Source organism: Hyphomonadaceae bacterium BL14, assembly GCA_027627705.1.
Lineage (GTDB): Bacteria > Pseudomonadota > Alphaproteobacteria > Caulobacterales > Maricaulaceae > Oceanicaulis.
Window position 1 is genome coordinate 1725525 of sequence record CP091242.1, and the last position, 12649, is coordinate 1738173.

Below are 12649 nucleotides of genomic sequence, written 5' to 3' on the forward strand. Positions count from 1 at the left end.
TCAAGCGTCTTCCTCATCATTGGGCGATTCGGCGGCCAATGCCTCCAGCCGGGCGGCGGCGGCGTTGATGGCTTCGGCGGCCCGCGCCCGGTCGGCGCGGCGGCGCGCCTCGGCCTGGGACAGGCGTCCGCGCGTGTCGGTCAGGGTTTCTTCCAGGGCCTCGACCCGGCCTTGAGCCTCGCGCAATTCATCGCCCACGATCAGGGCGGCCATGAGCAGAAGGCGCACATCGCCGATCTGGCCCACGCGCTCGGCCAGCTCGCGCACATGCCCGTCAAGATGGGTGGCAAGCTCGCGCAGATAGGCCTGCTGGCCCTCCTCGCAGCCGATGGTGAAGGCGCGGCCATTGAGGGAAATCGTGACCTTGCTCACGCCTCGTCCTCCTGGTCGCCGTCGTCATCGCCGCCGGGTCCGCCATCGGGTCCGCCACCGGGTCCGCCACCGGCGAGCAGCGCGGTCAGCTCCGCCATCGCGCCGTCCAGCGCGGCACCGGCCGCGCGTGCCGCCTCGGTCAGCTCGGCCTCGCGGCCACGCGCCTGATCCAGCGCGTCGGCCAGGCGCGCGCGGTCATCATCGGAGTTTCGTGCCGCATGGGCTTCATCGCCTGCAGCGCTGGCGCGGCGCACCAGATCGTCCATGCGCGCGGCGGCGGCCGCCGCGGCACGCTCCAGGCGCGCGGCCGCATCGGCCAGCACATCATCATCGTCGGCGGGGACCGGCTCGCTCATGGATACAAAATCCGCTTTTGCGGGGGAAAGTTCAAGCGATGCGTGAGGGCCGCATGCAGACCCGCCACTGGCGCCGGTCTTGCGGGTCGTCCATAACAGTCACAGGGCCCTGGGCCATCATCGGCGGAGCACCCCATGAGCAAGCGCTATTTCGGCACGGACGGCGTGCGCGGCGAAACCAACAGCTTTCCCATGACGGCTGAAACCGCGCTGCGCCTGGGCATGGCGGCGTCACGCTATTTCCGCCGGTCCAATGGCGGGCGCCATTCGGTGGTGATCGGCAAGGATACGCGCCTGTCGGGCTATATGCTGGAAAACGCGCTGACCGCCGGCTTCACCAGTTCGGGCATGGATGTGTCGCTGTTCGGTCCGGTGCCGACCCCGGCGGTGGCCACGCTGACACGTTCGCTGCGCGCTGATCTGGGCGTGATGATCACCGCCTCGCACAATCCGTACTCGGATAATGGCATCAAGCTGTTCGGCCCGGACGGCTACAAGCTGGGCGATGCGGCGGAGCTGGAGATCGAGGCGCTGATGGAGGCCGACCCGGCCGAGGCGCTGGCCGCACCCGCCGATCTGGGCCGGGCCAAGCGGGTGGATGACGCCGCGGCGCGCTATATGGAAATCGTCAAGGCGACCTTCCCGAGATCCATGCGCCTGTCGAGCCTTCGCATCGTGGTCGATTGCGCCCACGGCGCGGCGTACAAGGTGGGCCCGCGGGTCTTGTGGGAGCTGGGAGCCGACGTGGTGCCGATCAACACCGCGCCCAACGGCTTCAATATCAATGAAGATTGCGGCGCGGTCACCCCCGGCGCCATGGCCGAGCACGTGCTGAAATACCGCGCCGATATCGGTATCGCCTTTGACGGCGATGCCGACCGGTTGATCGTGTCTGACGAGACCGGACGGATCATAGATGGCGACCAGCTGATCGGCCTGATCGCCCTGGCCTTCAAGGCGTCGGGACGCCTCGCCCATGACACGGTCGTCACTACGGTGATGAGCAATATCGGTCTGGAAAAGGCCCTGGCCGACGCCGGGATCACCATGGAGCGTGCCAAAGTGGGCGACCGTTATGTGGTCGAGGCCATGCGCGCAGGCGGCTTTAATCTGGGTGGTGAGCAGTCCGGCCATCTGGTGCTGAGCGACTACGCCACCACGGGCGATGCGCTGATCGCTGCGCTGCAGGTGCTGTCGCTGCTCGTCAGCTCCGGCAAGAAGGCGAGCCAGCTTCTGCGCGTGTTCACGCCCGCGCCGCAGATCCTGAAGAATGTGCGCTATGCGCCCGGGGCCGATCCGCTGGGCGCCGAGGCGGTACAGACCGCGATCGCAGCCGGCGAGGCCCGGCTCAATGGCAAGGGCCGGCTGCTGGTGCGCAAATCGGGCACCGAGCCGCTGATCCGCGTCATGGCCGAGGGCGACCGCAAGCTGGTCGTGAATGTCGTGGACGATATCTGCGCCGCCGTCACCGCGGCGGCACGCGCCTGACGCATCGATCATCACCGGGGGGGGAATTCCATGACCACTGAAACGGACCGGCTCGCCCGGGTCTTTGCCGACATCTGCGCACGCGCCGCCATTCCGGTGATGGAGGTCTATGCCACCGACTTCAGCGCCGATCAGAAGGCCGACCGCTCGCCCGTGACCGAAGCGGACCGGCGGGCCGAGGATGTGATCGTGCAGGCGCTGGCCGGTGCCCTGCCCGGCGTGCCGGTGCTGGCCGAGGAAAGCTTTGAGGCCGGGCTGCGCCCGGATATCGCGGGCGAGTTCATACTGGTCGATCCGGTCGATGGCACAAAGGAATTCATCAACAAAAACGGTGAGTTCACCATCAATATCGCGCTGATCCGGGACCGCGTGCCTGTCGCCGGATGCGTCTATGCCCCGGCCCTGTCGCGGATCTGGCTGGGGGGCGCGAGCGCGGCATCGGCGTCCCTGGCGCCGGGCGTGGCGTTTGATCCGGCTACAGCACAACCCATCCGGACACGCCCTGCGCCCGCGGGCGGTCTGACGGCGGTGATGAGCCGGTCTCATGCCGACGCGGAGACGCGCGCGTTTGCCGACAAGCTCGGTGTGACCGACACGGTCAGCGCCGGGTCCTCGCTGAAATTCTGCCGGGTGGCGGAGGGCGCAGCCGATGTCTATCCGCGCTTTGGTCCGACCAGGGAATGGGATACCGGCGCGGGTCATGCTGTGCTGATCGCCGCGGGTGGCGCGGTGACCCGCCCCGATGGCGGCCCCTTCCTCTACGGCAAGACCGAAACCGACTATCTCAATGGGCCGTTTGTGGCCTGGGCGCACGGGCCGCGGTGAACCCTATAACTCCGGCCGCGCATCTTCGCTGGGCAGGACCGGGTCGATGACGCTCATCTCGCCCTCCAGGCGCGGATCGGTGCTGGCGCGCGCGACGCTGTCGCAGAAGAAGCGGATGTGCTGGTTGAACACCTGCTGGGTGTAGATGCCGAAATGGTTCGCGCCCTTGACCAGGGCGGCGTATTTCGGGCCGCGCGCAGCATCGTAGAGCCTGCGTCCGCGCGCGAGCGGGATCACCCGGTCATCATCGCCATGCAGCCAGAGGATCGGCGCGGTGACCCGCCCGATCTGGCGGATGGAATCATACCGTTCACGGAACAAGGCCCGCGGCAGCAGCCAGCCGGTGCGCGCGCGCACGATATCGCGAAAGCTGTCATAGGGCGCATGCAGGATCACCCCGCCCACGGCGCGGGCGGCCGCCACCTGGATGGCCGTGCCCGACCCCATGGATTCGCCATAGACCACCACGCGCAGGGGATCGACGCCGTCTGCCGCGATCTGGTCCAGGGTAAAAATTGCATCGGCCACATTGACCCGCTCGCCCGGCCGTCCGGTGGAGCCGTTGAAGCCCCGGTGGGCCAGCGCGGTAAAGCCCCAGCCGGCGGCCAGAAACATGCGGAAGAAGCGCGCCCGGCGCCACAGGGCGCGCCGGTTGCCGTGCAGGTACAGGATATGCGGTGCGCCCTCCCAGGCCGGGTCGGCGCGCCAGAGCACCAGCGTCTGCCCGTCGCGGGTTTTCAGCTCGATTTCGCGCGCCTGCGTGAGGCCGGCCTCGGCCGGGGCGATGCGGGTGGGATCGGTGAAATAGATCAGCCGGCGCTGCGCCAGAAACAGCACGGTCCACAGCGCATACACGCCCAGAAGCGTCAGCGCCGCGCCCTGAACCCAGCCCGGCAGGCCGGTCCACAGGGCGTACGCGGCCTCGATCCAGCCAGACCCGTCCACGTCCTCCCCTCCCCCTTGAGGTGACACACGCCAGCTTGCGGGGGCGGGCGCGGCGAGTCCAGCGCTTCCCTCGCGCCGCGCCATCGCCTACCTCTAGCGCACCGCGCGCGCTGACCCTGTCAGGAGATACCTCGCCCATGCTCAGAATTGCTTTTCAGATGGACCCGATCACGCATGTCAATGTGGACGGGGATTCCACGTTTGATATTGCGCTCGAATGCTTCAATCGCGGCCATCAGCTGTGGGTGCATGAGCCGCGCCACCTGACGTTCGAGGACGGGCGGGTGCGGGCGCTGGCGCGGCGGGTGGAGCATTTGCAGCGTGTGCAGGGCGATCATGTGCGCCTGGCCGGGCCGGCGGTGCTGGACCTGCATGGCGTGGACGTGGTCTTCCTGCGCCAGGACCCGCCCTTTGACATGAGCTACATCACCTCGACGCACCTATTGGAGCATCTCCAGCCGCAGGTGCTGGTGGTGAATGATCCGCGCCATGTGCGCGATGCGCCGGAAAAGCTGTTCGTGACCCTGTTCGAAGGCCTGATGCCGCCGACGCTGATCACGTCGGATGAAAAGGAAATCCGCGCCTTTTTCGAGCGCCATAATCGCGACATCGTGGTCAAGCCGCTGTTCGGCAATGGCGGGGCGGGCGTGTTCCGGGTGCGCGAGACGGCGGAGAATCTCGCCTCGCTGGTGGAGCTGTTCCAGCAGGTCAGCCGTGATCCGCTGATGGCCCAAGCCTTCGTGCCGGATGTGCGCAACGGCGACAAGCGGGTGATCCTGATTGATGGCGAGCCCATCGGGGCGATCAACCGCATCCCTGCCGAGGGCGAGGTGCGCGCCAACATGCATGTGGGCGGCAAGGCAGTGGAATCCACGCTGTCGGCGCGTGATCTGGAGATTTGCGCCATCATCGGCCCGGAGCTGAAGCGGCGGGGCCTCGTGTTTGTCGGGATCGATGTGATCGGGCGCTACCTGACTGAAATCAACGTCACCTCGCCCACCGGCCTGCAGGAGCTGCGGCGGTTTTCCGGCGTGGACGGCTCGGCCCTGATCGCCGACTGGATCGAAGCGAAGCGGGCATGATCGATGAGGCCACATTGCGCCTGCAATGGGCGCTGAGCTATCCGTTCGCGCGGCCCAGGCAGGCCTTCGTGTTCCTCAACGGGGCCAGCTGGGCAATCACCTCCACACACGGCGGCTTCGCGCAGTGGCGGGTGCATGTGGCCCGGGACGATGTGGCGCTGGGCGATCTGCTGACGCCGGGCCAGCTTGGTGATTATGAAGCCGGCGCCTATCACGCCGTGGCGGCTGTCGGCTCCAACGCCGCGCCGGGCCAGCTGCGTCGCAAATTCGCCGCGCACCTTGATGATGTGGCGATCCTGGTCATCCCCATCACCGTGCCCGAGCACATTGTCGCCTATGCCAACCGGCTGGCCGAATATGGCTCCGTGCCCGCCACGCTGGTGGCGCGCCCGGGCGGGACGGCACGGGTCTGGGCGACACTGTTGAGCGCGCGCGACTATGCCATCATGAACGCGACGGAAGACCGCGGTGCCGTCTATGACGGCGTGCCGATCGCCCCGTCCGATGCGCCGCCCGCGGTCAGGGCACCGTTCGAGGCCTATGCCTGTCTCAGCGGCTGCTTGCCGCTGCGGGTCGCCGCCTTCCCCTCCACAGGATGCGGCTGGCCCGAGGGCGGGCAGTGGGAGGCACAATCCATGGCGATCGAGGCGCTGGGCCTTGATCTGCCGGTCGACCGGTTCGTGCTGGAGAATGTGTCGGACGCCCGCCTGCGCGACGCGCGCGATCAGGCCCTGTCGGCGGTTTTTCCGGAGAACCGCTGGATCAACGCGTCCGGGTCATAGGCCTGGTCCGGGCGCGGCCGGTACATCCAGGCAATCGCGCCGCCGATCAGGGCAAACGGCGCGCCCATCACCGCCAGCAGGCCGGCATTGCGCGCCAGCAACATGTATCCTGTGAAGGTGATGGCCCCGATGACGAGGGCGAGGCCGGCCGCGCACAGGATGAGACGGGTGCGCAAGGATGGCCCCTCACGGAATGCAATCTCGCCGGCGCGCGGGCGCAGGGCGGTGTGCAGCGCGATGATCGCCTTGCGGAAGGCATAGCCCTCATCGCTCCAGCCGCCATCGGGCTTCAGACGGCGCGAGCCGAAGGCGATCTCGCTGGACCCGGCGCGCACGCGGCACACCACCAGCGCGCCGGTCCCGGCACCGGGTGCCGGCTCCACCGTCAGGCGCACTTCGGTAATGGCCGCCAGATCAATGCGTTTGAACAGCGCGCCCTTGTCGGACAGGTCAAGGCGGTCCGGGTAAAGGCTCACCGTACGCGTGGGGGCCACCACCGAGCGGCGGTCCTCGAGCATGATGATCGGCGATGACGCGGTCATGACGTGCGCCCGGGCTTGCCCTGAACGGGCGAACAGGGCAGCGTCAGCATCATGACCATGGCGCGCAAATTCCTCGTGATCGCAGACGGCTCCGACGAGAGCCGTCTGGCTGCATACTTTGCTGCGCGCCGGGCGCGCAAGACCGATGGCGCGGTGACCATTCTGGCGGTGGCGCAGGTGGAAAGCTCGGGCGAGCTGTGGCTGGGCGTCGGCGACGCCATGCGCGCCGAGGCGCTGCACAATGCCGAAGCAGCGCTGGAAAGTCTCGCCGAAGACGTCGAAGAGGTCACCGGCGCGCGCCCTGAAGTGATTCTGCGCGAGGGCGTCCTGCTGGACGAGCTGCGTCAGCTGATCGAGACCGATGACGCCATCGCCATCCTGGTGCTGGGCGCGGCGGCCGAAGGCGATGGACCCGGCCCGCTGGTCAGTGCGCTGGGGCGCGGCAAGGGCCTGTTCGACGCCCGGGTGATCCCGGTGACCGTGGTGCCCGCCGGCCTGACCCGCGATCAGCTCAAGGCGCTGGCCTGAGGGCCTGCCCGGTCCGGTGCCCGCGCGCCGGGACCCGGGCTGCTATCCGCGCGGCAATGCCGCCGTCAGGCCGGCCACAGAGGCACTGCGCGGAGCCACCGCTTCACCGTCAGCATGGACGATGGAGACGAACTCCCGGCCCAGCGCGGCACCCATCATGGACGGTGCCTGGTCGATGGCGTGCACCAGCAGACCTGGCACATACACCGCCGGCTCGCCGGGCGGCGCATTGGGGTTCAGACGCGCCCGCGACGCCTGGAGCAGCGCCAGATCGGACAGGGCGCGCACATCGGCATTGGCGTCAAAGCTGCCCGTGTCCATCACCAGGCGGTCGGCATAGACGCGCAGGGGCGCCTCGGCGTTGACCGGCATGTTGTTGACCGTCAGGAACGGCCGGGTAATGCGCCCGGACCCGCCATTGTCCACCTCGACGAACTCGAACGCCAGCTCCGCCCGGCGCGGGGCAAAGCGCGCAATAGCTTCAGCCGCCACCCGCCCGTTGACCAGGCGTTCCGGCCCGTTCATCTCGGAGGGCAGGCGCACCAGAAGCCCATCGCTGAACGCGGGCGGCAACGCGGTGAAACCGGCCGCGCCGGCGCCGCGCGCCATCATCAGCCCGCTATCGGCACTGAGCTGGACGGGGAAGCGCTGCTGGCTGATTTCGCACCCGCCGGTGTCGCGGTGGCGCTGCAGGGTGACGGCCAGCTGATTGGTCAGGCCGTGCAGATGCGGGGGCAGGCCGACAGCGAAGCGGCTGTCCACGCCGGGCTGGAGCCGGCGCGAGTCGATCATTTCGCCGTTGAGGACGGTGTGCACCAGATTGGTGAAGCCATCCGGGCCCTCAGACAGGCGCAGGTCCAGCGCCACCGCTTCGGGCAGGCGTCCGCCCGGCAGATCCGAGAGGGCATATTCCATCCGCCAGGTGCGGCTGTTGGAGATGTTCTGCACCGAATTGTCCGCACCGAAAGCCGATAGCGGGGTCATGGCCGCGTCGGGTGCCAGATCCTCGAACAGGACCGCATCGATGACGTCAGACCGCGCGATGGACGCCATCTCGCTGGTCAGGAAGTTCACTGTCTCGAAGCGTTCGGCATCCATCAGGGCCACCAGCGTGGCACCGGCGCGGCGATAGAGGCCCGCCCCGGCCGGGGCGCGCTCACGCACCGGCGTGAAGCCGGCACGGCGCAGCGCTTCGGGCGAGGCTGCCAGGATCAGACCGCGCGTGCCGGGCTGAACCATCTCGGCGGCGGTAGAGAGATCGACCATCTCGATCTGATAGCCATTGCGGGCCAGGCGCGCGCCCAGACGCACCGCCAGTTCGAACCAGGAATCGCCCTCCTCCAGCCCGATCGTCACAACGCGCGGCGTCAACGCCATCACGTCACGTACCGAGGTCAGGGGACCGTCCAGGTCCACCTCGACACCGGATTGGGCGGTGAACGCCACCATGGCACCCATGGAGCGTTCGTTGTGGCACAAATCCTGGGGCAGGTCGCCGCTGAGCTGGAAGGCGACGCGCGCTTCCGAAGCGCCCGCCATATCTTCGGTCAGATCAAACACCCAGTTGAAGGTGCGCCGGCCTGGCGTGAGGCGGCGCTCCATCACGCGCTTGCCATTCACCGTGACCTGCAGGGCGGTCACGGTCTCGGGACCGACATCCTGTTCGCCGGTCAGCACCAGGCGGACGGCGCGCGGCGCCTGGTCGCGCACAAGCGGCAGGGTCACGGCGGCGAAAGACGGAAATCCGGAGACCACGACCCCTGTCTGGGCACCGGCGTCCTCAAAGCGGATGCGGTGGCGGCCTTCCACCCCGATCACGGCCTGGGCATTGGTCAGGCGCTCGGCGGTGCGGGTCACGAACAGGCCGAAATCACCCTGCCCGGCATTGAGCTGGCCGGACACGAAAAGGGTCGCCACGCTCGCCAGGGCAATGATACCCAGCGATGCCGAGAACCAGGGAAAGCGCCGCTTGTCTTCTTTGGTCGATTTCATCGTCAGCCCCTTTTGAGCAATCGCTCTGTCGCCCCGCCCCAGGGCGTTAGTCATCTGTTCACCACGTCAGAGGTGGACCGCCATTACGGCTTGGAAAGGTCTGCAATCAGACTTCGAGGCGGCATGTTCAAGGCGCGAATGTGGCATCGGGTTCCATCCGGGCGCAGCTGCCGCCCCTAGAACCGGAAGCGCACACCCAGCCGCCACACCGCGCCGCCATAGTCGCGCGAGGCGATATTGGACTGATTGTCCAGATGGCCGACGGCGACGAAGGCGGTGGCGCGCTCGCCCAAGCGATGCTCCACACGCGCCTCGGCCAGCAGGCGCCGATCGGAGCGCTCCAGCGGAACCGCGAGCGAGAAGGCGTCCTTGTAGTCGCGATCACGATAGTCGGCGGCGAGGCCCAGCGTGGTGCGGGTCCCGGCGCGCCAGCTCACGTCCGCGCCCAGACGCGTCTCGTCGAAGGAGAAGGCGTCCCGGTCAGCATCCGCGGTTTCGCGGAAGGCCGACAGGCGCACCTCCCAAGCCTCGTCCGCAGCGCGCACGAACTGTTCGACCCCGGCGCGTGCGCGCGTGGAGCTCAGCCCCTGCAGGGCTGCGCCACGGAAATCATAGGCGTTGATCCGCAGCCGCCCGACCGTCTCCAGCGTGCGGTCTCCGCGCGGACGCCAGCGCAGCTGGGCCTCGGCCTCGGGCCGGGTCCACTGGGTCGAGCCGTCGCGCGTCAAATGGCTGTAGGCGGCAGAGATGCGAAACTGGACTGTGTTGTCCTGCGTGGTGTTCCAGTACTGGATGCGCGGGGTGAGCAGGATGGAATCCAGCCCGTCGCGATCAGAATAGCTGCGCACGCGCACCTGCTGTTCAAAACGCAGCACCTGGCGGCCGGACAAAGGCTGCACCCACCGGGCCCAGTTATTGGAATCAAACCCGGTGGCGAGGCCAAACGGCTGGCCGCCGGGACCCGTGGCCAGCTCATCATCGGGCGAGAACGGGTCATCGCGCGCGATCATGGTGTCGGAGTTGAATTCGAACCGCCCATCCTGGGCGTCAGCGGCAGCTCCGGTCATGAGCGCCAGCCCTGCAGCGGCGAACGTGATGCGCATGCAATCCCCCTCGATCTTGATCGGCCCTAGTTTGGCCGATGTCGGTTTTGGCCTTTATTTTGCCGGTTAATCGGGCGTTAAGATAGAGCCATGGGGTGCGATTGCGGGTCTTGAGGGGCGCGCATCAGGCGATTTCGAGGCCAGGGGACGCATATGGAAGAGGGCATCCGGACGCAGACGCGTCCCCAGACGGCGGACCCGAAGGTCCGGCCGGGCGCAAAAAGCAAGCCGGACGCAGCCCGGCTGGACAGCGCGGGACGGTCGGCAGATTTCTTCCGTTCGGTGGACTCGGCACCCAGGGCGGTATCGGTCGCCCGCCCGCGCGGGGTGCAGGACACGGCCCTGATCGCCTTCGCGTTCATCTCTGTCATTGTGCTGGCGCTGCCGGAACTGGCGCGCACCGGCTTGCTCGACGTGCCGATCCCGCGCGATTTCGTGATTTTCAGCGCCGACCGGGTCAATTCCATGCTGCCGGTGCGCAGCTTCATCGTGTCGTTTTTCCTCACCTACGCCCTGTTCGCCTACGGCTCGGTGCTGACGCGGGGCCGGCTGGCCGTGCTGTTTCTGGCCAAGTTCGCCCTGGCCTGTGCCATCATCGATGGCGGGGCATGGCTGAGCTGGCGCTTCGCCGATGCGGTCTGGCCGATCCATTTCCAGCAATTCCTGACCGGCATGGCGGGGCTGGTGATCTTTCCCCACACGCTGATCTCCAATGCGCGGCTGCCGGTGGATTCTGGCGTCGCCAATCTGCGCACCGGCAAGGTGCATGAGTACGCCATCCTGTTCATCGCAGCGGCCATCGCCGCGGTGATCGCCATCATCGTGGCGACAGTCTATGGCGACGAGGCGGGCTATCTGCGCTCCATCGCCATTCTGGGCGGGATGGGGCCGGGCGTGTTCCTGGCCCAGCAGCTGATGACAGGCCAGCTAGCCGCCATTGGCTGGATCCGCAACATGGTCTCGCGCCGGCGCGCCTTCTCCCCGCCGGTCACCGTGCTGGTGCCTGCCCACAACGAAGCCCACCAGATCCATGAAACCCTGCGCGCGGTGGATGCTGCCGCGGCGCGCTATGACGGGCCGGTGCGCGTTGTGGTGATGGAGAATTGCTCCAGCGACGCCACGGCCCGCCTGGCCGAAACCACGCTGGGTGAGTGCACGCATCTGTCCGGCTGGACCGTGGATGCCAGCCAGATTCCGGGCAAGGCCAAGGCGCTCAATCGCGGTCTGGACATGATCGGGGACGAATTTGTCGTGCGCATCGACGCCGACACCACCATCGGGCCGGACGCCATCCGCATTGCCATGCGCCATTTCGCCAACGCCAAGGTCGGCGGCGTGGGCGGACTGCCTTTGCCCCACGAAGGCGAAGGCCTTTTGTCCAAGGTGCGCGCCATTGAAGTCTTGCTGCGCCACGGGTTTGTGCAGGTGAGCTTTGGCGCGTTTGGCGGCATTTTCGGCCTGCCGGGCATGTTCGTGATCTACCGCAAGGCCGCGCTGGACGAGGCAGGCGGCTTCACTGAAGGCATGAATGGCGAGGACACCGACATCACGCTGGCCATGACCAGCCTGGGCTGGCGGATGGTGTCGGACCCGCGCGCGAAATTCTATACCGAGACGCCCGACACGCTGGCCTTCCTGCGCGAGCAGCGCACGCGCTGGTTCCGCTCGCTCTATCACGTCACCGCCCATAACCGCCGGGCGCTGTTTGCCAACGGGTCCATCATCGGCTGCGTGGTGCTGCCTTTCACCCTGCTCAACGGGGCGCGGCGGGCCATGATGACGCCGCTGCTGATCTATGGCGTGATCGTGTTCCTGCTGTTTGGCGGCGTGTATGGCCACCCCCACTTCGCCACCGTGGTGGCGGTGGTGCTGGGCATGCCGTTTGTGCTGGCGCTGACCGTGCTGATCCTGTGGCGGCGCTTTGATCTCATCCTGATCCTGCCGCTTTACATGGGATTCCGCTTCCTGCGCTCTTACTACACGCTGGGCTCCACGCTCTCGCTGATCTATCCGGCCAGGCGCGAGGACAAAGCCTTCGCCGCACCCAAACCGCGCCAGGCCCCGCCCTTCCCGGAATAATCCGGGCCGGGCGGAGCTGACGGCGAAACCGCGCGCGTCTAGCGGCCGTCGCCCTGCGGGGCCGGCTCGTCTGCGGGCTGGTCAACAGGTGCTGCGGCGGGTGCCGCAGCGGCTGCGGCCGCGGCTTCGGCTTCCCGGCGCAACACCGTGTCGCAATCGCGCCCGCCATACAGGCCGTTGAGGAAATACCAGCGCTTCTCTGCGATGGCCCGGCGCGCCTCTTCCTGTTCGCGCTGGCGCTGGGCAGCGCGGCCCATCATGCCGCCCACGGCACCCAGGCCCGGGATGGCCCGGCCCGCGCCGGACATCAACGCGCCTTGCTGGACCAGCGCGGTGGCCGCGCCGACAGCGTATTCACTGCCCAGAAGTCCGCCCTCGGGCGAACCGCCGAGAATATCGGTCTGCTCGGTGGCGGCCACGACAATCTGCTGACAGCTCATGGCCGTATCGCCCATGCGCATGACCTGGCCCTCCTGGGCCGATGCTGCACCGGCCAGGACAATCGCCGCACCTGCGGCGGCAAGATACTGTTTCATCGAAAATATCCCCATTCTG

Annotated in this window: 13 protein-coding genes; 6 read left to right on the forward strand and 7 right to left on the reverse strand. The window is 67.6% G+C overall.

What is annotated here, in order from left to right:
- Together zapA and L2D00_08350 are read right to left on the reverse strand one after the other, a co-directional pair.
- A complete protein-coding gene (zapA, locus tag L2D00_08345; protein ID WBQ11858.1) occupies window positions 1-372 on the reverse strand; it encodes a cell division protein ZapA in 372 nt (123 codons plus the stop codon).
- Window positions 369-728 carry a hypothetical protein gene (locus tag L2D00_08350; GenBank protein ID WBQ11859.1) on the reverse strand — a complete coding sequence of 120 codons (360 nt, stop codon included), beginning with the start codon at window positions 726-728 and terminating at the stop codon, window positions 369-371. Before L2D00_08350 ends, zapA begins: the two co-directional genes overlap by 4 nt.
- A 135-nt stretch (window positions 729-863) precedes the next feature.
- Between L2D00_08350 and glmM the strand changes: the two genes are divergently transcribed.
- On the forward strand, window positions 864-2216 hold the full coding sequence (gene glmM / locus L2D00_08355) for a phosphoglucosamine mutase (GenBank protein WBQ11860.1): 1353 nt from the start codon (window positions 864-866) through the stop codon (window positions 2214-2216).
- 30 nt (window positions 2217-2246) lie between these two features.
- Window positions 2247-3041 (forward strand): 3'(2'),5'-bisphosphate nucleotidase CysQ, encoded by a 795-nt coding sequence (gene cysQ, locus L2D00_08360; GenBank protein ID WBQ11861.1) that lies wholly within the window; start codon window positions 2247-2249, stop codon window positions 3039-3041.
- 3 nt (window positions 3042-3044) lie between these two features.
- Here the strand turns inward: cysQ and L2D00_08365 are convergent, their stop codons facing one another.
- Complete coding sequence (locus L2D00_08365; protein WBQ11862.1) at window positions 3045-3986, reverse strand: alpha/beta fold hydrolase; 942 nt, start codon at window positions 3984-3986, stop codon at window positions 3045-3047.
- 137 nt (window positions 3987-4123) lie between these two features.
- Between L2D00_08365 and gshB the strand changes: the two genes are divergently transcribed.
- Together gshB and L2D00_08375 are read left to right on the forward strand one after the other, a co-directional pair.
- Complete coding sequence (gene gshB, locus L2D00_08370; GenBank protein WBQ11863.1) at window positions 4124-5068, forward strand: glutathione synthase; 945 nt, start codon at window positions 4124-4126, stop codon at window positions 5066-5068.
- Window positions 5065-5850, forward strand: a complete 786-nt coding sequence (locus L2D00_08375; GenBank protein ID WBQ11864.1) for a hypothetical protein — start codon at window positions 5065-5067, stop codon at window positions 5848-5850. The genes gshB and L2D00_08375 overlap by 4 nt, the downstream gene beginning before the upstream one ends.
- On the opposite strand, the gene L2D00_08380 is transcribed toward L2D00_08375, so the two are convergent.
- Window positions 5793-6392 (reverse strand): hypothetical protein, encoded by a 600-nt coding sequence (locus L2D00_08380; protein ID WBQ11865.1) that lies wholly within the window; start codon window positions 6390-6392, stop codon window positions 5793-5795. The two genes, L2D00_08375 and L2D00_08380, sit on opposite strands and share 58 nt — an antisense overlap.
- 57 nt (window positions 6393-6449) lie before the next feature.
- On the opposite strand from L2D00_08380, the gene L2D00_08385 reads away from it, so the two are divergent.
- Window positions 6450-6920: a universal stress protein gene (locus L2D00_08385; GenBank protein ID WBQ11866.1), complete on the forward strand. Its 471-nt coding sequence runs from the start codon at window positions 6450-6452 to the stop codon at window positions 6918-6920.
- Between the two features lie 42 nt (window positions 6921-6962).
- Here L2D00_08385 and L2D00_08390 read toward each other — a convergent pair whose 3' ends face one another.
- Both L2D00_08390 and L2D00_08395 read right to left on the reverse strand, forming a co-directional pair.
- Window positions 6963-8912: a hypothetical protein gene (locus L2D00_08390; GenBank protein ID WBQ11867.1), complete on the reverse strand. Its 1950-nt coding sequence runs from the start codon at window positions 8910-8912 to the stop codon at window positions 6963-6965.
- A gap of 176 nt (window positions 8913-9088) precedes the next feature.
- Window positions 9089-10015: a hypothetical protein gene (locus L2D00_08395; GenBank protein ID WBQ11868.1), complete on the reverse strand. Its 927-nt coding sequence runs from the start codon at window positions 10013-10015 to the stop codon at window positions 9089-9091.
- Between the two features lie 153 nt (window positions 10016-10168).
- Here L2D00_08395 and L2D00_08400 point away from each other — a divergent pair, with 153 nt between their 5' ends.
- A complete protein-coding gene (locus L2D00_08400; GenBank protein ID WBQ11869.1) occupies window positions 10169-12094 on the forward strand; it encodes a glycosyltransferase in 1926 nt (641 codons plus the stop codon).
- Between the two features lie 38 nt (window positions 12095-12132).
- Here the strand turns inward: L2D00_08400 and L2D00_08405 are convergent, their stop codons facing one another.
- Window positions 12133-12630: a hypothetical protein gene (locus L2D00_08405; protein ID WBQ11870.1), complete on the reverse strand. Its 498-nt coding sequence runs from the start codon at window positions 12628-12630 to the stop codon at window positions 12133-12135.
- Window positions 12631-12649 lie beyond the last annotated feature (19 nt).